This window comes from Chryseobacterium limigenitum (genome assembly GCF_900114875.1).
Lineage (GTDB): Bacteria > Bacteroidota > Bacteroidia > Flavobacteriales > Weeksellaceae > Chryseobacterium > Chryseobacterium limigenitum.
The window spans coordinates 189,589-209,154 of sequence record NZ_FPKW01000003.1 but is presented as its reverse complement, the minus strand read 5'-3'; the positions used below and the strand labels follow the sequence as shown (position 1 = coordinate 209,154).

Genomic DNA, 19,566 nt, shown 5'->3' with positions numbered 1-19,566 from the left:
CATTGTTACACTGTTAGATTGATATATTATTACATTATTTAATTTGAACTTTCACTCCGTTATACAATTTTCCTTTTGAAGAAACGATGTAGGTTTCCTGCGGGTTTAAGCCTGACAGGATTTCAACCTGATCTCCGATTATTTTACCCGTTTTCAGCCATCTTAAGACTGCCGTATTTTGTGAACTGACCACATAAACGCCCGTAAGCTGACCGTTTTCTACCAAAGCTGTTTTAGGAATCATCATACTTTCCTGAAAATTCTGATTGATTTTTCCTGATGTCTTGAAAGGAAACTGAACGTTGACAAACATTCCCGGAAGTAAATTTGCAGAATCATGAATATTTATTTTAACCATAAATTGCCCACCCGTGTTTGCAGCAGATTTACTGATTTCTGACACCGTTCCTGAAACGGTTCTGTTCATCGATTTTAAAGTGACATCAACCGGCATTCCGTTGGAAATCATAGTGATATTCTGCTCGGAAACCAGAACCTGCGCCTGCAAAGATGATGGTGATTCTATGGTAAGCAAAGGCATTCCAGGACTTGCCATATCGCCCTGCTCTGCAAATTTTGCCGTAATGGTTCCGGAAATAGGTGCTGTAATGTTGGTATAACGATATTGTGCACTGACTTCGTTTTTCATCTGCTGTGCCGCCTGCAATCCTGCCTGTGCCATTTCGTAACGGGCTCTCATATCATCCAGCTCTTTCTGGGAAGCACTTTGAGATTTATACAAATTCTGGAATCTTTCGTAATCTTTTTTGGCAATATTATAATTAGCCTGAGCTTGGGAAATTTGGGCAGAAGCCTGACCTCCTTTTGCCTGAATATCTGTAGCATTGATGCTTACCAGAAGCTGCCCGGCTTGAACATTTTGTCCGACTTCGGCTTTCATTGAAGTGATATACCCCATCATTCGGGTAGAAACACTGACTGAATTTTTGGCCACCAATTTTCCGCTTGCTGTGGCTGATGATCCTTCTGAACCTACGGTCGTCCGGCTTACTGTAACTGCAATTGACGCATCGGAATTCTGTGCGGATTTTTTTTCGTCTGAGGAACAGCTTCCCATCAGAAGTGCGCTGAGAATCAGGGTTGAATAAAGGTATGTTTTCATTATTAAATTTTTTCTTTTTATTGGTTTCCAAAGATTTTGCCTGCGATTACTGCTTATAAACTCTTTGGATTATTTTTTTCAAATGGCGGAATATGATCATTAGCCCCGATGGGAACGGCATCCTTTTTTGTTATTGCGACTGACTGAAAGTTCAAGGGATTGCTTCACTTTGTTCGCAATGACAAAAAAGATACAGTGGACAGCGGGAAAAAGCTCCTGAAAATTATTTTTTCAAAAACTGCTGATATTCCCAGGCTACGCTGTATTCAAAAACTGCCTGCTGATATTCCAGTTCTTTTTGAGACATCAGCGTTTCTGCGGAAAGAAGGTCTGCAGATTTTTCAAGTCCCTGATCGTAACGGTTTTTCCGGATCCTGTAGGCTTCCTTACTTTGTTCCCAGGCTTGTTTGGTGAAATTTACTCTGGATAGGGCATCTTCAATCTGTCGGGTGGCTTTGTTGAGTTCCAGTTGGCTTTGTTTGGAATACTGCTCGATTTCGGCCTGTGCTTTGGAACGTTCTGCTTTGTATTTTTCCTGTTCGCTTTTTGATTTGAGTCCGTCAAAGACATTCCAGGAAAGCTGGATTCCTGCTAAATATCCATTGGCATTGAACTGTGCCACTTTATTGTCATACATTTCAAAACTACCGAATGCGTTGAGTCTGGGAAGAAATTTTGCTTTTGAAGATTTAATCATCCAGTCATAGGCTTCCAGAGATTTTTGATAAGCCTGTAAATCTTTTCGGCTGTCGTTCAGTTTTACATCAGAATCGATGATACTTTCTGTGTATTCCAGATTTTCTGATGGTTTCAGGATTTTGTTGTCTGAGTTTTCATCCAAAAGAAAATACAGATAATCGGAAGCGTTTCTGATGTTGGATTTTGCAGTCCGGATCTGGCTTTCTATCTCACTGATGCGGACATCCATATATAAAACTTCAGATTTCTGGATCATTCCGTTTTTGTAATAATTGTCAATAACTTTTTTGTTGGCAAGGGTTGTTTGCTTTGCATTTTCAAGGGTTTCGAGCATTTTATACGCCAGCTGAAGCATCATATACGATTTTTTAAGCTCAAACTGAACGTATTCTTTGGTTCTTTCCGTTTTGATATTCAGAACTTCTGCTTTTACCTCGCCTGCTTTTTTCTGATACACCGCATCCATATTGATGATAGGCTGCTGCACTTCTATTTTTGTGGCAAAATTGGAAATGCTTTTAGGGTTATTCAGATTATCGGGATTGAAGTCCATCATTGTTATTCTTTCCTGATTGAGCTTGGAGCCGAATGCATATAATGGATTATTGGTGTTGGAAAAAGTATATGACACATTCACATTCGGAAGATACATTGCTCTGGTTCCGAGAAGTTCGGCTTTGGCTAGCTCTGCTTCTTTTTTTGCCATTTTTACCTGAAGATTATTGTCTATAAGCTTATTTTCCAGATCTGTTTTTGAAATAGGAATAATCTCCTGTGAAAAAGCTTCTGAACAGGCTGTCAGAAATATAATAAGTATGGCTATTTTTCTCATTTCTCTAATTTTAAAGCAAAATTAGATGGATGAACTGTATTGCACAGTAACCTTTATCACACAAGTTTTTTTTTCTAAGATATTCATAAAAAAAACCGCCTGTAAAGACGGTAATAATATAAACTATGGAAATACTACATCACTTTCACTTGTGGAATCATCGTTATCTTTGATTTCACTGAATTGGAGATCAAACAGCTGGCTTCGGATTTCTGAAGAACTCTTTCTGCCTTTTCTCTTTCGGATTCGTTTTTAACGGTAACAACGGGTTCCAGAATCACTTCGGTCATCAGGAATTTGCCTTCCACCTGTTCTAGCTTTCCTTTGGATCTGCATTGAAAATCTGAAAATTCAAGTTTTGAGTTTTCTGCTATGGCCAGAAATGTGGTCATCAGGCAACTGTTTACGGCTGCTGTAAATAAATGTTCCGGAGACCAGATATTTTCCATTCCTTTGGGAAATTGCGGAGGTGTTGCCACTTCTATATTTTGTGAAAATTCGGGAGAAGACATTTCGCCTTTACGGTCATTTTTCCACTCAACATCTACGGTGTAATAATGTGCTTCCATCGTTTTAGATTTTGTTGTTTAAACTCATCCATCCTCCGCCATTGTGCACATTCTTATACCCATTATTCTGAAGAATATTTTTAGCCGAAGCACTTCTCATCCCGGAAGCACAACAGGTGATAATGCTTTTATCTTTACTTAGTTTTGAAAGGTTTTTCTCCAGCTGGTCCACAGGAATATTAAGGGAATCCTTAATGTGTCCGCCTGAATATTCACTTTTGCTTCTTACATCTACAATCACAGCACCTTGCTTTACAAGATCCGCATAATCGGTTTTATCCATCCCGAAAAGATTTTTTATTGCATCTAACATTTTTATTGTTTTTTAAGTTGATGATGCAAATGTATGCTTAGAAAATAAGCCTGTCAGTGATGAAGGTTACAATAGGGTAATTTTATTTCGGAAAAGTTGTATTTTGCCATCGGTTTCAATCTGTTTGAGAACACGGCTAACAGCTTCTCTTGTAATCCCAAGCTCATCTGCTAACTGCTGATGGGTTACATTGAGCTCTTTGGATTTGTACAATTGTGACTTCTGATTCAGCAAATGTAAAATTCTCGTATCAACTTTCTGAAAGGCAACGGCATTCACGACCTCCAGCAGATCTTCAAATCTTCTCTGATAAAGTCCGAATATAAAATCTGTCCATTCCGGATATTTTTTCAGCCAGTCTTTTGCCTGCTGAAGCGAAATCATCAGAATCTCAGCATCTTCCTCTACTACAACTTTTACTTTTGAGGTGTCTTGTGTAAGCCCGGAAAGTATTGATGAGATACAGCTTTCTCCCGGAGTAAGATAATACAGCAGGATTTCCCGCCCGTCTTCTTCTGTACGAATAACTTTTATGCTTCCTGATACAACAAGCGGAATATAATTGATATAGGAATTGATATCTAAAATTACAGTACCTGCAGAAAACAATTTTAAATCACGGCTTCCCTCAATTTCTTTCTTGAATTCAGGATCTAATATTTTGTAAATATTCATTCTCAAATATAAATATAATTCACCATATACTCTTTTTCTTCAACCATTAAGTATTCTCTTCTAAAATAGATTAGAGAAAATGCTTAGCTTTCAATATAAAGATCCCCCTCACTCTGATGTTCAGCTTTGCGAAGTCTTACTGTAGTCTTTGTTTTCGTTAGCTGTTTTATTTTTGTAAAATTTCATCTATTAAAAATTTTGGAACATACACGTAAAAAGCTACTAAAATTCAAACACTTATCAGAATCTAAAACAAAAAATACCGCCTTAAACTAACGTTTAAAGCGGTTTTTTAACTATTTTTTATTATTGCTAATCAATAATTATTTTACTTCTTCGAAGTCTGCATCCTGTACATCTTCTGCACCGTTTGCATTACCTCCAGGGTTTTGAGTCCCTGCTCCGTCTGCCTGCTGTCCTGCTGCATACATTTCTTCTGAAGCTGCCATCCACGCTGCATCTAAAGCTTCTGTTTTAGCTTTAACCTCATCTCCGTTTTTAGCTTCGAAAGCTGTTTTCAATTCTGCATGAGCAGTTTCGATTGCTGCTTTTTTGTCAGCTGATAATTTATCACCAAACTCTTTCAATTGCTTTTCAGTTTGGAAGATCAATCCGTCAGCCTTGTTGAAGATCTCAACTTCTTCTTTTCTCTTCGCATCAGATGCAGAGTTTTCCTGAGCTTCTTTTTTCATTCTTTCGATTTCTTCGTCAGAAAGACCAGAAGAAGCCTGAATTTTGATAGACTGCTCTTTACCAGTACCTTTATCTTTAGCAGAAACGCTCAAGATACCATTCGCATCAATATCGAAAGTTACTTCAATCTGAGGAACTCCTCTTTGTGCCGGTGGAATGTCAGTAAGGTCAAATCTACCGATCTCTTTATTGTCGTTGAACATTGGTCTTTCACCTTGTCCTACTCTGATGCTTACAGCCGGCTGATTGTCAGAAGCTGTAGAGAATACTTCAGATTTTTTAGTTGGGATCGTTGTGTTTGATTCAATTAATTTAGTGAATACAGAACCCATTGTTTCGATACCTAAAGAAAGCGGAGTAACGTCAAGAAGCAATACATCTGTTACGTCTCCTGTAAGAACTCCTCCCTGGATTGCAGCACCAATCGCTACTACTTCGTCAGGGTTTACTCCTTTAGATGGTTTTTTACCGAAGAATTTTTCAACTTCTTCCTGAATGATAGGGATTCTTGTAGAACCTCCAACCAAAATCACCTCATCGATATCAGAGATAGAAAGACCTGCATCAGAAAGCGCTTTTTTACAAGGCTCCATAGATCTTCTTACTAAGTCTGCAGATAATTGTTCGAATTTAGCTTTAGTTAAAGTCTTCACTAAGTGTTTAGGACCTGTAGCTGTAGCGGTGATATATGGTAAGTTGATTTCAGTTTGTGGAGAAGAAGACAATTCGATTTTAGCTTTTTCAGCTGCTTCTTTCAATCTCTGTAATGCAATTGCATCAGATTTTAAATCTACCCCTTCTTCAGCTTTAAACTCGTCTGCCATCCAGTTGATAATTACATCATCAAAGTCATCACCTCCTAAATGTGTATCACCATTTGTAGATAATACTTCGAAAACTCCGTCTCCTAGATCCAGTATAGAAACGTCGAAAGTACCCCCTCCAAGGTCATAAACAGCAATCTTCTGATCTTTGTGAGCCTTATCCATACCGTAAGCCAATGCAGCTGCAGTTGGTTCGTTGATAATTCTTTCTACGGTAAGACCAGCGATTTCTCCTGCTTCTTTAGTAGCCTGTCTTTGTGCATCGTTGAAGTAAGCCGGAACAGTAATTACCGCTCTTGTTACTTCTTGTCCAAGATAATCTTCAGCAGTTTTCTTCATTTTCTGAAGCGTCATTGCAGAAATTTCCTGTGGAGTATATTCTCTATCGTCAATTTTAACTTTTACAGTGTCATTCGGACCTTTTACAACTTCGTAAGGTACTCTTGAAATTTCACTTGCATCATCTTTAAAATGAGTTCCAATAAATCTTTTGATAGAATATACTGTCTTTTTTGGATTCGTTACAGCCTGTCTTTTTGCAGGATCTCCTACTTTTCTTTCACCATCTTCTGTAAATGCTACAATAGAAGGTGTTGTTCTTTTACCTTCTGCATTAGGAATTACAACAGCATCTTTACCCTCCATTACAGCAACGCAAGAGTTGGTTGTTCCTAAGTCAATTCCAATTATTTTACTCATAATATTTATATTTTTTCTAATTTTTAATTATTAATTACAATCTCTATTTCTCAATATCTGTACCATCCGGATTTTTGTGACAAATTGACACATTAAAAATAAAACCCCGATATGATCGAGGTTTAAAAGTAAATAGTAGGAAATATTTTCACTTATTACTTAATAAATTTTATAGATTTAATGAGTTGCCTGTCATTATAAGTTTTTATATACTCGTTTTTACTATGATAAAAATTAATCAAAGTTTAACCTAGAAAAATAGTTGAAAAGCGTACGAATTATTATTTTTGATAAATTATAAACTAGAGAATGTCATTACACTTTAATCCGAGAGATATCACATGGCTTGCCTTCAACGAGAGAGTTTTACAGGAAGCGATGGACGAAAATGTACCTTTACATCTGAGAATCCGTTTTTTGGGGATTTTTTCCAACAATTTAGATGAATTTTTCAGAGTGCGGGTTGCCGGATTAAAGCGTGCTATGGATTTTAAGGAAAAAGTAATCGCTGAATCTTTCTATCAGCCACCTTCCAAGATCCTTCAAAATATCAATGAAATTGTTATTAAACATCAGCAGAATTTCGATAAAACCTGGAAAAAAATTCAGGCCGAAATGGCTGACCAAAAGGTTTTCATTAAAAATTCTAAAAACTTAACAGCAAAACAGAAAGAGTTTGTAAGAAACTATTTCGATGAAGTTGTGGAAGCGAATGTCATCCCAATTCTTCTTCACGAAAACACGCCAATGCCTTATATGAGGGATAAAAGCCTTTATCTGGGCGTTGCGATGAGGAAAAAAGACTGGCAATATTCCAGCAATTATGCGATCATTGAAATTCCGTCGCGTTTTGTGGGAAGATTTGTATTGCTTCCGACAGAAGATCCGGAAGAAAAAAATGTAATGTTATTGGAAGATGTCATTACATTCAATTTACCTCATATTTTTTCTTATTTCGGATATGACGAATTTGCCGCCAACGCTTTCAAAGTGACAAAAGATGCCGAAATGGATCTTGATAACGACATCAGAACCAATTTCGCAGAAAAAATAGAAAAAGGAATTAAAAACAGAAGAAAAGGAAAGCCTACAAGGTTCGTTTTTGATAAAGATATGGATAAAGCATTGTTGGAATTGCTTATCCGTAAACTGAATTTAACCAAGAAAGACAGCATCATTCCGGGAGGAAAAATTCATAATTTCAAGCATTTTATGGACTTTCCTGATGTTTTTGAATCGTATGCAAAACCTGTAGAAAGAACTTCTTTTTCACATCCCGCTTTTGAACATGGCGAAAGAGTGACAGATGTTATTCTTGCAAAAGATGTACTGCTGACTTTCCCTTATCATAAATACAGTCCGGTAATCGATCTTTTGCGCGAGGCAGCAATGGATCCTGATGTAAAATCAATTCAAATTACAGCATACCGTCTGGCAAGCAGTTCGAAAATCATCAATGCTTTGATTTATGCCGCAAGAAATGGTAAAGAAGTTACGGTAATGCTTGAACTTCAGGCAAGATTTGATGAAGAATCCAACTTAAAATGGAAAGAAATGCTGGAGCCGGAAGGAATTACTGTTTTAGTGGGAATTCCGGACAAAAAAGTTCACGCCAAGCTCTGTATCATTAAGAAAAGAGCGCAAAATAAAACCCTTCAATACGGTTTCGTAAGCACAGGAAATTTTAACGAAAAAACTGCAAAAATCTACGGTGATCATTTATTAATGACATCAGACCGTCATGTAATGGCTGATATTAATAAAATTTTCAATGTATTAAAGAAGCACAAAGAAGATTATTTACCTGTTTTGAAAACCTGTAAAAATTTGTTGGTCTGTCCACAATTTATGCGTGAAAAGATTGTTCATCACATCGACAAAGAAATTGAAGAAGCCAAAGCAGGACGAAGAGCAGAAATGATTATTAAAGCCAATTCGGTGAGTGACCGTGCTTTAATTACAAAATTATACGAGGCTTCTATTGCCGGTGTTGTCATAAAAATCATTGTAAGAGGTATTTACTGCGCTGTGAATCAGAAAGATTTCAAAGAAAAGATAAAAGCTATCAGTATTGTGGATGAGTATCTTGAACACGCCAGAGTAATGTATTTCTACAATAAAGGCGCGGAAGATATGTATATTTCCTCAGCAGACTGGATGACCAGAAACCTTGACTACAGAATTGAAGCCGCAGCCAAAATCACCGATAAAGATCTGAAGAAAGAATTAAAAGAAATTCTGGACATTCAGTTGAGAGATAACGTAAAAGCTCGTATTTTAGACAAAAAATTGAGCAACGAATACATCAGCAATGAAAAAGAAGAATGCCGTTCTCAGATAGAAACTTATAAATATTTAAAAGCTAAAACAAGCAAAAAATGAAGATCGCAGCTATAGACATTGGTAGTAACGCAGCCCGACTTTTAATTAATGAAGTAAAAATTAACAACAATAAGCCTGAATTCATTAAGCTTAATCTTCTGAGAATCCCTCTGAGATTGGGTATGGATGTTTTTACATTAGGAAAGATCGGTGAAGAAAGAGAAAAAATGGTGATCGATTCCATGAAAATTTTCAGTGACTTAATGAAAATCTACAAGGTTGAACATTACAGAGCTTGTGCTACGAGCGCGATGCGTGATGCCACCAACGGTCAGGAAATCATTAAACAGGTAAAAAAAGCTTCGGGAATTAATATCGAAATCATTTCAGGAGACGAAGAAGCAACTCTGATTTATGAAAACCATGTTGCAGAAGGCTTAGACAAAGAATTTGCTTATCTTTATATTGACGTTGGCGGAGGTTCTACCGAGCTTACATTCTATGAAAACGGCAAAATGGTCTATGAAAAATCGTTCAACATCGGAACGATCCGTTTGCTGAATAATCTTGTTACTTTTGAGAACTGGAAAGAGATGAAAGAGGAGATCAACAACAATATTTCAAGCAAAAAACCTATTGTTGCCATTGGTTCGGGCGGAAATATCAACAAAGTTTTCTCCATGAGCAAAACGAAAGACGGAAAAGCCATGACGCTTTCTCATCTTAAAAAGGTGTATAAAGAGTTTAATGAACTTTCTGTGGAAGAACGAATGACAAAACACAACCTCAGAGAAGACAGAGCCGATGTTGTGGCACACGCTTTAAAGATTTTCAATAATGTCATGACATGGTCTGATATCAATAGAATTTTTGTTCCGAAAATCTCTGTTGCGGATGGACTTATTCACAATATTTACAGTCAGTTGCATGATAAAAAGTAATTGTCAGCTTACAATATAATAGTAAAACCGGTCATTTTTGGCCGGTTTTTTTTGAGTATGCGAGAATTATTATTATTTATATTTTTCAGGAGCCATTTCCCGCTCTCCGCACTCGCTATTTCTTTGGTTTCGGCGGCGGCTTTGCCGCCGCCGAAACCAAAGAAATGAGCTCAAACAAATGCTGCGATCGGGGCTAGGATTTCAGTCATCACTAGAAATATTCACCAAAAAACTAGAGCCTCTCGATTGGTGGCTGAGGCTCTCGAAGCCACCACCACAATAAAAAAAATCTCAATAATTATTTAATTTTTGTAATTTCCTTAAAGTAAAAACAAATCAGGAAACGTCATTACTTTATAACATTAAAAAATGAGCTCAATCAAAATAATTCTTACGGGTGCTACAGGAATGGTAGGCGAAGGCGTTTTACTGGAATGTCTCGAAAACCCCAACATTTCTGAGATCCTAAGTGTAAGCAGAAAACCATCAGGAAAAACACATGCGAAACTAAAAGAATATTTAGTTCCCGATTTTCTTGCAATTGATGTAGACGATGAAAATTTGAAAGGTTATGATGCCTGTTTTTTCTGCGCCGGAATCAGCAGTGTTGGGATGAGCGAAGAAGATTACACCAAAATTACATACGACACAACTTTACATTTTGCCAAAGTTCTTCTACATCTGAATCAGGAAATGGTTTTCAACTATGTTTCAGGGGCTCACACCGATAAAACAGAAAGCGGAAAGCTCATGTGGGCAAGAGTAAAAGGAAAAACAGAAAACGATTTGAAAAAACTCGGTTTCAAAGATGTGTACAATTTCCGTCCCGGATTTATGAAACCTGTTGACGGACAAGTAAATGTAAAATGGTTTTTCAAACCAGTGATATGGCTCTTCCCAATTCTTCTCCCTTCAAAATCTTTAACCTTGCACGAAGTGGGAAAAGCAATGATCAATGCTGTGCAGAAAGGATATTCTACATCAATATTAGAAATTCAGGACATTAAAAATTTAGCAAAATGAGAGCAATGATAAAAAGGATCATTTTAGTTATTTTCATACTACTGATCATTACGGCAATTTCAGGATTTTTGTATACGCAAAAGCATTCTTTAGAAAAAGTATCATCTATAAAAAAGGTAGATCATACCGAAAAAATTGCGAAATAAACTTCAAACTTAGTTTCCACCATTATTAATCACATCCTTAATCTTTTTAAATTTTTATTTAATTTTTATTACGAATTATTAATCATTTCTTAAGATTCTATTAAAACCATTACAGACTAGAAAGTTCATTTTTGCATAAATCTAATTAAGTAAAAATGGTTAACAATTACCTTTTAAAAGGGTCTGTAATTGCCGCATTCTTTCTTCAGGGCGGACTTTTCGGGCAGACACTTATTCATTACTGGAATTTCAACAATAACGCTTCAGCAGCTGCGATTACCGCTCCCACTTCCACGTTGGTGAACGGTTCTCTTACCGCAGTAACGAACGGAACGACAGACGTAGATTTCGCAGGAGGAACCGGACAAAACTTTAATACAGAAAATCTGAATGCCAGAAATGGTGATGTTCCCGGAACTCATTTAAGATATAATTTCCCGATTAACGGAAACTTACAATTCAATCTGCCGACTACCGGATATAATAATGTGGTTGTGAAATTCACGACCAGAAGATCGGGCTCGGGAGCAGGAACTCAGACTTGGTCTTATTCCACAAACGGAACAACTTTCCTGCCTTATCAGACGGTTTCTCCTCAAGATGCCAATCCACAATTAATTACTTTCGACTTTTCTGCAATTTCAGGCGTTGCAAATAATCCGAATTTTAAATTAAAAGTGGAATTCTCAGCAGGTACAGGAGGAACTGTTGGAAACAACCGTTTTGATAACTTCACGGTAGATGCAGCTGCAACAGGCGGTGCAGACACCACTCCACCCACGGTAGTTTATCTTCCGACAAACAGCACAAATAATGCTTCCACGACTGTAAATCCTACGATCTCTTTCAATGAAAATGTAAGATTAACAGACAATTCCGCGATCAACGATTCTAATGCACAAAATCTTGTAGATTTCCGTCTTGGAAGTTCTACGGGCACACAAGTTCCCTTTACAACAACATTCAGCAACAACAAAATCACAGTAATCCCGACTGCAGTTTTAGTTCCCAATCAGACTTACTATTTGGCTTTAAAACCAAATATGGTAGAAGATACCAGCGATAACGCAGTTACTACAACTACGGCTACTACTTTCACAACAGCCGGAACCTCTATTTCCTTAGATAAAAATTTCATTAAAGTCAATGAAAATGCGGGAAGTTTGGCATTTAAGATTAATGTTAACAATCCATCTGCCTCAACAGTGAATTTGGTTGTAAAACCTGCGCCTTTCAGTACGGCAGACAGTGGTGATTTCACTTTAACGAATCAAACGATTAATATTACTCCATCAACAACAAGTTATACCGTAAATATTCCGATTATTGATGATACATCGGAAGAACAAAGTGCTGAATATTTTGTTGTAAGCCTTGAAAATCCTGTTGGAGCAACCATTTCAGGAGATAATTCTTCAACAGTTTATATTATTGATAATGATAAACAGGCTCCGGTTCCGTCAAATCAGATTCAATTAAATTATATCGGAAGTTTTGATCCTTCAGGAAACAGCACAAGTTCTACGGAAATTGTCGTTCATGATCCTACGTCTCAAAAATTATTCACAATCAGCTCTCTGACTGATGTTTTTGATATTATTGATTTCAGCAATCCTACTACTCCGGTTGTTACTAAAACCGTGAACATGGCCTCTTTCGGAGGAATCACCAGCATCGCCGTGAAAAACGGAATTATTGCAGTTTCTTCACCTAATGCCAATCCGCAACTTAACGGTTCTGTTGTTTTCTTTGATATTAATGGAAACTTCATGAAACAGCTTACCGTTGGCGCTTTACCAGACATGATCACTTTCACTCCGGACGGAACAAAAGTTATTACAGCCAACGAAGGTGAACCAAACGATGCTTACACCGTAGATCCTGAAGGAACAATCAGTATCATTGATATTTCCGGAGGTGTTGGAAATCTTACGCAAAGTAATGTTTCAACCCTAAATTTTAATGCTTTTGATTCTCAACTTTCAGCTTTAACCGCGACAGGATTAAGAAAAGTAAGAACCAACAATACCCTTTCTCAAGACCTGGAACCTGAATATGTTACCGTAAGTGCTGACAGTCAAAAAGCTTGGGTTACGCTTCAGGAAAATAATGCTGTTGCAGAAGTTAATTTAGCCACAAAAACCATCACAAGTATTTGGGGATTAGGCAAAAAAGATATGAGCCTACCCGGAAATGGTTTTGATGCTTCTGATAATAATGGAGAAGTTTTAATCGCCAACTGGCCGGTGAAAACCTATTACACTCCTGATGCCGTTCAAAACTTTAAAATTGGAAGTACCAATTATATCGTAACCGCAAACGAAGGTGACGAAAAAGATCTTTCCGGCTTCAGTGAAAGAACGACTGTTGGAGCTAATACTTATACTTTAGATCCAGCCATTTTCCCAAATGCCGATATTCTAAAAGCGTCTCATAATTTAGGTAGATTCAGAGTTTCAAATGCGACAGGAAATACGGACGGAGATGCCGAATTTGAAGAAATTTCTGCGTTGGGAGCACGTTCATTCTCTATTTTCAATGCAGATACAAAACAGATCGTTTATGATAGTGGTGATAAATTTGAAAGATATATTGCAGCTAATCATCCATTAATTTTTAATGCTGATAATGAAGCAAACGGTGCAAAAAACAGAAGCCGTGCAAAAGGCCCTGAACCGGAAGGTGTAGCGTTGGGAACAATCAACGGTCAAACTTACGCTTTCATTACTTTGGAAAGAACAGGTGGCGTGATGGTTTACAATATTACAGATCCTAATAATCCAACGTTTACAGATTACAAACATTCCCGTTCTACTTCGGCTTACGGAGGCGACAATGGCCCGGAAGGAATCACTTATATTGCTCCTCAAAATACGACTACAGGAAAAGGTTATGTGATTATCGCCAATGAGATCAGTGGAACTTTGTCGATGTATGAAGTTGCCAATTCTGCAACGTTAGGAACAGGAGAAATAAAAACTGAAAATTCTACCTTCAACATATTCCCAAATCCTGTTGCAAAAGGAAATACGCTGTACTTCAACAGATCGCAGGGGTATGAACTGTACAATATGTCCGGAAAGTTAATCGGAAAAGAGAAAAATGTTTTAACAATAGATACATCAAAACTTTCTACAGGAGTTTATTTGATAAAAACTTCAGAAGGTCAGGTGAAAAGAGTCATTGTAAAATAGAATATATTATTTAGTTGATTGCAAAAGGCTTCGGAATTGTTTTCCGGAGCTTTTTTGTTATCGGGAAATTGATTAGTTTTAATCTTTATTATTTTAAATGAAAACAGATTTTGAGAGCTTAATACAAAAAGCCCATAAAGCAAAGACGGAAACTAATTATTGGAATCAAATCACTCCGCTCAGACAATTTGTGAATGAAGAAATGATTTCGAGGTGTTTCCAATTAATTGATTCTGATGATTTGAAGTTTAAACAAATAGGTATTGATGTTTTGTGTCAATTAGGACGAAATCGAAAAATTTTCATTAAAAAATTATTTGAAAAACTGTTTTATATTTTTGAAACACCAATTGACGAAAATTTGATTTGTACCAGTCTTTTTGCTATTGGTCACAACAATGAATATTTGAAAACTAAACACATAAGAACGTTAAAAAAATTTCAGAATTCAAAATCAAAAGATATCAGGTATTCCCTTACTTTTTGTTTAATGGGAATTAAAAATGAAATAGCAGTTAAAATGTTGATTAAACTAGCCCAGGATAAAAGTCCAAAAGTCCGGGATTGGGCAACTTTTGGTTTAGGAAGCCAAATGAAAACTGATAATGATGAAATAAGGAATATTCTTTATAAAAATTCTTTTTCTAAAGATAATCAAACCAGACAAGAAGCTATAAAGGGTCTTGCAAACAGAAAAGATGAAAGAGTAAAAGACATTATTTTAAAAGAACTTAATTCCCAAAACTTTAGTTCACTTATATTTGATACTCTTATGAATTTAGAAAATGGAGATTTCTTTTTGCCACAGCTTGAAAATATTTATAATAGTTGCAGAGGCAAAGAAGATATTAGTGAAGATTGGCTTGAAGATCTTAAAAACTGTATAGAAGTATTAAAAACTAATTGATAATTCATGTTTGCATTCTCGCTAGACACATTAGAAGAACCAGAACTCATTGCCTATTTTGAAGATGTTAAAAATCTTGAAAATAACAAAACCAATTTTGGATACAGAAAATTACGATTGATCAATGTTCATAACATCCCAAAATTAAAATCTGAAATAGAAAGAGCAACCAAGATTTATGATAATCAAGGTCACATACATTTACTTGATGAGAATAAATCGATTATAGCGGGAACTTTCCTAAGTAATATCAGAATTATTAAATCTAAAAATAACAATGTTACATTAAGTAGCTATGTATGGCATCATCCAAAAGGTTTTCATAAGGCTTATAAAATGATGGTTAATAAAGAAATTACAAACAAAAATTTATGGAAAGCCTTTAAGAAAGATGAGTTACAAGGCTGGCTAGTATTTGCTTTACATTACAATAAATCTAAAATTGACAAAGAGAATATTAAAATCCAAATTGACGGAAAGGGATTTCATAATTTGGACGAATTTTTCTGCCTTTTGGGAGAAGAAATTAATGGAATTGGCGGATATTTCGGACGAAACTTATATGCTTTATATGATTGTTTAAAAGGTGATTTTGGTGTAAAATCAATTTCAGAACTAACCTGGAATAATCATGAGAAAAGTAAAAAACTCTTAAAAACTAAATTTAATGAAATTATTGAAACCTTTGAAGAGTTTGACGTAAAAATTATTTTGAAATAATCCTAAAAACAGTTTCGGGCGGAAAGCTTTGCTTTCCGCCCGAAACATACAAAATTAAATATCATTAAGCCTGTGGAACATCCCCTTTCGGAGCCTCATTTCCAGAGGTCATATCATCAAAATTTGTCTTCTCTTTTTTCTCAACAACTGTTATGATTTCCTTCTGAACTTCTTCGGGTTTTCCTTTAAGATAATCGGGTAAATTCAATCCAGCCATATTAAACAAATCATTTAAAGGAGGTACAGATTTCATCATTCCTGAAACAAAATTAGAGGTAGAAGTTCCGCCATCCTGACCGTTTCCGCTATCCCAAACTGTAATTTTATCGATCTTAATATTTTTAACTGCTTCAACCTGAGTTTTAACCAATTCCGGAAGTTTTTCAATCAACAATAACTGGAATGCACTGTTCGTATCACCTCCTGCTGCTTGTATTATTTTGTCGTAACCTTCAGCCTGCTTTGTCAGAATCTCGTAAAGACCTTTTGCTTCGGCTTCCATCTTAGCGAAGATAGCGTCTGCTTCTCCTTTTGCCTGCACTCTTATTTTTTCTGCTTCCGCCTGTGCATCGATGATTGCTTTTTGTTTTGCAATTTCTGCATGAACTACAATATTCGCCTGCTGCGTAGAACGTTCTCTTTCAGCTCTGGCTGTTTCCGCTTTTTGTTCGGCAAGATAAGATTCTTCCAATGATCTTGCAGCCTGAACTTTTTCGGCAGCCGTCGCAATTCTCAACGCTTCCGCTTCTTTCTCTCTTCTTTCTGCATCTGAATTGGCGATGGTAATTTTAGCCTCGTTCTCCCCTTTTACAGCAATTGAATTGGCTAGTGAAGTCGCAATTCTGGCTTCTTTTGCCGCTTCCGCTTTACCGATGGATTCATCTTTCATCGCAGAAGCAATACTGATCTCTTTATCTTTTTGAGTGATCGCAATTTTTACATCTCTGTCTCTTTGCGTCTCGGCGATCTGAGTGTCTTTTTCTCTGTCTGCAATTGCTTTTCCGGTTTCCCCGATCTTTGTTTGTTCAGCAACACTGATGATCGCTTCATTGATCGCTTTTGCAGCAGCTTCTTTACCTAAAGCCTCGATATATCCAGATTCGTCCCTGATATCTGTAACGTTTACGTTGATTAGTTTTAAACCAATTTTCTTTAATTCAGTATCAACATTTTTAGAAATATTATCCAAAAATTTATCTCTGTCTGAGTTAATTTCTTCAATTGTCATCGTTGCAATCACCAAACGAAGCTGTCCGAAAAGGATATCTTTAGAAAGCTCCTGAATCTGCTCCTGAGCCAATCCTAATAATCTTTCAGCTGCATTTCCCATAGAATCCGGTTCTGTAGAGATCGCGATGGTGAATCGACAAGGTACATCCACACGGATATTCTGTCTGGATAGCGCATTGGTAAGGTTAGCTTCAATAGAGATCGGTTTCAGATCCAAATAAGCATAATCCTGAATAACAGGCCAAACAAAAGCACCACCACCGTGAATACATTTTGCAGAGCTGCCTCCTGTTTTACCATAAATAACTAATATTTTGTCTGAAGGACATCTTTTGTACCTTGAAATAAGGGCTAAAAACGTGACGAATAGTACAAATACAATTACTACTATCAGAATAAGTGTTCCGGGTATTGCCATAAATGAAGAATATATAGGTTATTATAATTTAAATTTTTGCGACCACAAGTGTTTCATCATAAATATAAATCACTCTCACAGAATGACTGGACGGAATATTCTCCTCAGCTTCGGTCATCGCCTGAAGCTCGTGGTTTGTTCCGTTCAAAGAAATCTGAATTTTCCCTTTTCCGCCCATTTTGGCTGGGATGGTAAGATAAACTTCTCCTACTTTTCCGATCAGATTTTCCGCCTTAAAAGTATTATCTTCCGTAAGCTTTAATATTTGAATAATTAAAAAGAAAAATAAAACCACAAAACCAATTCCTATCAATATAGAAATGATAATTAAAAGCGTTTTACTTCCTATAGAATCGTAAAATGCAACACCGCCCCAACCAAAGCCCAGCAGGAAATTGATTAGATTTCTCAAAGAAAATAACTGAAAAGGGGTATCGTGATGAAGATTTCCATCAAAATCTGTACTGAAATCACCACCATGATGACCGCCAATAAAAGTAAAAACAGTTTGAAATAAAAAGAATAAACTGGCTCCTAAGGCGATATACCAAAATCCTTGGTGAAGAGAATCCAGATGTTGAAGAAATTCAAACATAATTTGTGTGTTTTCTCAAATATAATTAAAAAAAACGAGATTTTCAAATCAGCAGAACAAAAAAAGACAGGCCTAAAAGCCTGTCTTTAAAAATATTTTAATTTTATTTTCTTACTCTACGTTAATTACTTTTTCAATTTCCGGAGCATGCTGTTTAATAGTAGTTTCAACACCCAATTTAAGGGTTGAAAAGTTTAGAGAACAACCGGAACAATTTCCTAAAAGCTTTACATAAACAGAGTTATCTTTCACATCAATAAGCTCAATGTCTCCTCCATCTTTATTTAAAAACGGACGAATACTTTCTAAAGCCTCCATTACTCTTGTTACAGTATCTTCGTGTGCTATCTTTGTTTCCATATTTTTTTCTTCAGTTCAATTCGGTTTTTCAAATGTATTGAAAATAATTATTATTTTGCTTTCGGAGAACATCCTGCCATTGTGGAGATCTTCACCGCTTCAGTCGGAGGAAGGTGTTTGTTTCTTTCAACAAGACTTTCTACCATTTTACGCGCAGTTTCTGTGTAGATTTCTGCAATTTTAGAATTTTCCTGCAAAGCAGCCGGTCTTCCAACATCACCTGCTTCTCTGATGCTCTGGATCAAAGGAATCTCTCCCAATACAGGAATTCCAAGATCATCAGCCAAATATTGCGCTCCCTGGTTTCCAAAGATATAATATTTATTGTCAGGCAATTCTTCCGGTGTAAAATACGCCATATTTTCCACTAATCCAAGAACCGGAATATTAATACTTTCCATCTGGAACATCGCAATCCCTTTTCTAACGTCTGCCAAAGCCACATGCTGAGGAGTACTTACGATCACCGCACCCGTCACAGGAACTTCCTGAATGATTGATAAGTGAATATCACCCGTTCCCGGAGGAAGATCGATCAATAAAAAGTCTAATTCTCCCCAAGCTGCATCTCTTATCATTTGGTTTAAAGCTTTTGAAGCCATTGGACCTCTCCAGACCACCGCCTGATTTGCTCCTGAGAAATATCCTATCGAAAGCATTTTCACACCATAATTTTCGATAGGTTTCATTAAGCTTTTTCCGTTAACATCTATAGAAACCGGCTTTTGACCTTCCGTATCAAACATGGTAGGAACAGATGGCCCATAAATATCGGCATCTAAGATTCCAACTTTAAAACCCATTTTTGCTAAAGTAACCGCAAGGTTTGCAGCCACTGTAGACTTACCAACACCTCCTTTTCCGGAAGCAATGGCGATAATATTTTGAATTCCAGGAATTTGTTTTCCTTTGATCTGACTTTGCTGAATTTCGCTAGGCTCCGGAGAAGTGATCTTTAATTTTAAATTAATCTCTTCTCCAAACTCACTCGCAAAAGCCTGCTTCATAGCGGCTTCCAATTTCTTTTTTTCGTGCATTGCAGGTGAATGAGCCGTCATGTCGATATAGACATCATTACCCATAACCTGAAAATTAGTCACTAAGTCATCTACTTCTATCTCTTTAAGGAAATCCTGAACCTTTTCTTTCGTCAACATATACATATAAATTGTTTACAAATTTACGGATTTTTTAGCTATTTAGAATAAGTAAACGTAATCATAGATAAATTCTTTTGTGAAACCAAATTTTATAGTAATTTAGGACGATTTTAATTTTTACAT

17 protein-coding genes are annotated in these 19,566 nt (G+C 36.5%); 7 read left to right on the top strand and 10 right to left on the bottom strand.

Going from position 1 to position 19,566, the window contains the following annotated elements:
• Positions 1 to 34: 34 nt before the first annotated feature.
• The 6 genes from BT156_RS05925 to dnaK form a co-directional block, all read right to left on the bottom strand.
• On the bottom strand, positions 35 to 1,123 hold the full coding sequence (locus BT156_RS05925) for an efflux RND transporter periplasmic adaptor subunit (RefSeq protein WP_072408129.1): 1,089 nt from the start codon (positions 1,121 to 1,123) through the stop codon (positions 35 to 37).
• 223 nt (positions 1,124 to 1,346) lie between these two features.
• The gene (locus tag BT156_RS05920; RefSeq protein WP_072408128.1) at positions 1,347 to 2,654 is read right to left on the bottom strand and encodes a TolC family protein; all 1,308 of its coding nucleotides are present in this window, start codon (positions 2,652 to 2,654) and stop codon (positions 1,347 to 1,349) included.
• Positions 2,655 to 2,788: 134 nt separating this feature from the next.
• Complete coding sequence (locus BT156_RS05915; RefSeq protein ID WP_072408127.1) at positions 2,789 to 3,223, bottom strand: OsmC family protein; 435 nt, start codon at positions 3,221 to 3,223, stop codon at positions 2,789 to 2,791.
• A 4-nt stretch (positions 3,224 to 3,227) separates the two neighbouring features.
• Positions 3,228 to 3,536 carry a rhodanese-like domain-containing protein gene (locus tag BT156_RS05910; RefSeq protein WP_072408126.1) on the bottom strand — a complete coding sequence of 103 codons (309 nt, stop codon included), beginning with the start codon at positions 3,534 to 3,536 and terminating at the stop codon, positions 3,228 to 3,230.
• A 66-nt stretch (positions 3,537 to 3,602) separates the two neighbouring features.
• Positions 3,603 to 4,211: a Crp/Fnr family transcriptional regulator gene (locus BT156_RS05905; protein WP_072408125.1), complete on the bottom strand. Its 609-nt coding sequence runs from the start codon at positions 4,209 to 4,211 to the stop codon at positions 3,603 to 3,605.
• Between the two features lie 323 nt (positions 4,212 to 4,534).
• Positions 4,535 to 6,427, bottom strand: a complete 1,893-nt coding sequence (gene dnaK / locus BT156_RS05900) for a molecular chaperone DnaK (RefSeq protein ID WP_072408123.1) — start codon at positions 6,425 to 6,427, stop codon at positions 4,535 to 4,537.
• Between the two features lie 309 nt (positions 6,428 to 6,736).
• Here dnaK and ppk1 point away from each other — a divergent pair, with 309 nt between their 5' ends.
• From ppk1 to BT156_RS05870, 7 genes are all read left to right on the top strand, one after another.
• Positions 6,737 to 8,809, top strand: coding sequence for a polyphosphate kinase 1 (gene ppk1 / locus BT156_RS05895; RefSeq protein ID WP_072408121.1), 2,073 nt, complete (start codon positions 6,737 to 6,739; stop codon positions 8,807 to 8,809).
• The gene (locus BT156_RS05890) at positions 8,806 to 9,690 is read left to right on the top strand and encodes a Ppx/GppA phosphatase family protein (RefSeq protein WP_072408119.1); all 885 of its coding nucleotides are present in this window, start codon (positions 8,806 to 8,808) and stop codon (positions 9,688 to 9,690) included. The genes ppk1 and BT156_RS05890 overlap by 4 nt, the downstream gene beginning before the upstream one ends.
• Before the next feature lie 369 nt (positions 9,691 to 10,059).
• Positions 10,060 to 10,713, top strand: a complete 654-nt coding sequence (locus BT156_RS05885) for an NAD-dependent epimerase/dehydratase family protein (RefSeq protein ID WP_072408117.1) — start codon at positions 10,060 to 10,062, stop codon at positions 10,711 to 10,713.
• Positions 10,714 to 10,718: 5 nt separating this feature from the next.
• Positions 10,719 to 10,859 carry a hypothetical protein gene (locus BT156_RS22025; RefSeq protein ID WP_170857274.1) on the top strand — a complete coding sequence of 47 codons (141 nt, stop codon included), beginning with the start codon at positions 10,719 to 10,721 and terminating at the stop codon, positions 10,857 to 10,859.
• Positions 10,860 to 11,014: 155 nt separating this feature from the next.
• Positions 11,015 to 14,053: a choice-of-anchor I family protein gene (locus tag BT156_RS05880; RefSeq protein WP_072408115.1), complete on the top strand. Its 3,039-nt coding sequence runs from the start codon at positions 11,015 to 11,017 to the stop codon at positions 14,051 to 14,053.
• 97 nt (positions 14,054 to 14,150) lie between these two features.
• Positions 14,151 to 14,960 (top strand): HEAT repeat domain-containing protein, encoded by an 810-nt coding sequence (locus tag BT156_RS05875; RefSeq protein WP_072408113.1) that lies wholly within the window; start codon positions 14,151 to 14,153, stop codon positions 14,958 to 14,960.
• Positions 14,961 to 14,966: 6 nt separating this feature from the next.
• Positions 14,967 to 15,680, top strand: coding sequence for a barstar family protein (locus tag BT156_RS05870; RefSeq protein ID WP_072408111.1), 714 nt, complete (start codon positions 14,967 to 14,969; stop codon positions 15,678 to 15,680).
• 64 nt (positions 15,681 to 15,744) lie between these two features.
• Here BT156_RS05870 and BT156_RS05865 read toward each other — a convergent pair whose 3' ends face one another.
• The 4 genes from BT156_RS05865 to BT156_RS05850 all read right to left on the bottom strand — a co-directional run bounded on the left by BT156_RS05865 (position 15,745) and on the right by BT156_RS05850 (position 19,440).
• A complete protein-coding gene (locus tag BT156_RS05865; protein WP_072408109.1) occupies positions 15,745 to 17,328 on the bottom strand; it encodes a flotillin family protein in 1,584 nt (527 codons plus the stop codon).
• Between the two features lie 28 nt (positions 17,329 to 17,356).
• Positions 17,357 to 17,923: an NfeD family protein gene (locus BT156_RS05860; protein WP_072408107.1), complete on the bottom strand. Its 567-nt coding sequence runs from the start codon at positions 17,921 to 17,923 to the stop codon at positions 17,357 to 17,359.
• 111 nt (positions 17,924 to 18,034) lie between these two features.
• Positions 18,035 to 18,283, bottom strand: a complete 249-nt coding sequence (locus BT156_RS05855; RefSeq protein WP_066755730.1) for a NifU family protein — start codon at positions 18,281 to 18,283, stop codon at positions 18,035 to 18,037.
• 50 nt (positions 18,284 to 18,333) lie between these two features.
• On the bottom strand, positions 18,334 to 19,440 hold the full coding sequence (locus tag BT156_RS05850; protein ID WP_072408105.1) for an Mrp/NBP35 family ATP-binding protein: 1,107 nt from the start codon (positions 19,438 to 19,440) through the stop codon (positions 18,334 to 18,336).
• Between the last annotated feature and the right edge of the window lie 126 nt (positions 19,441 to 19,566).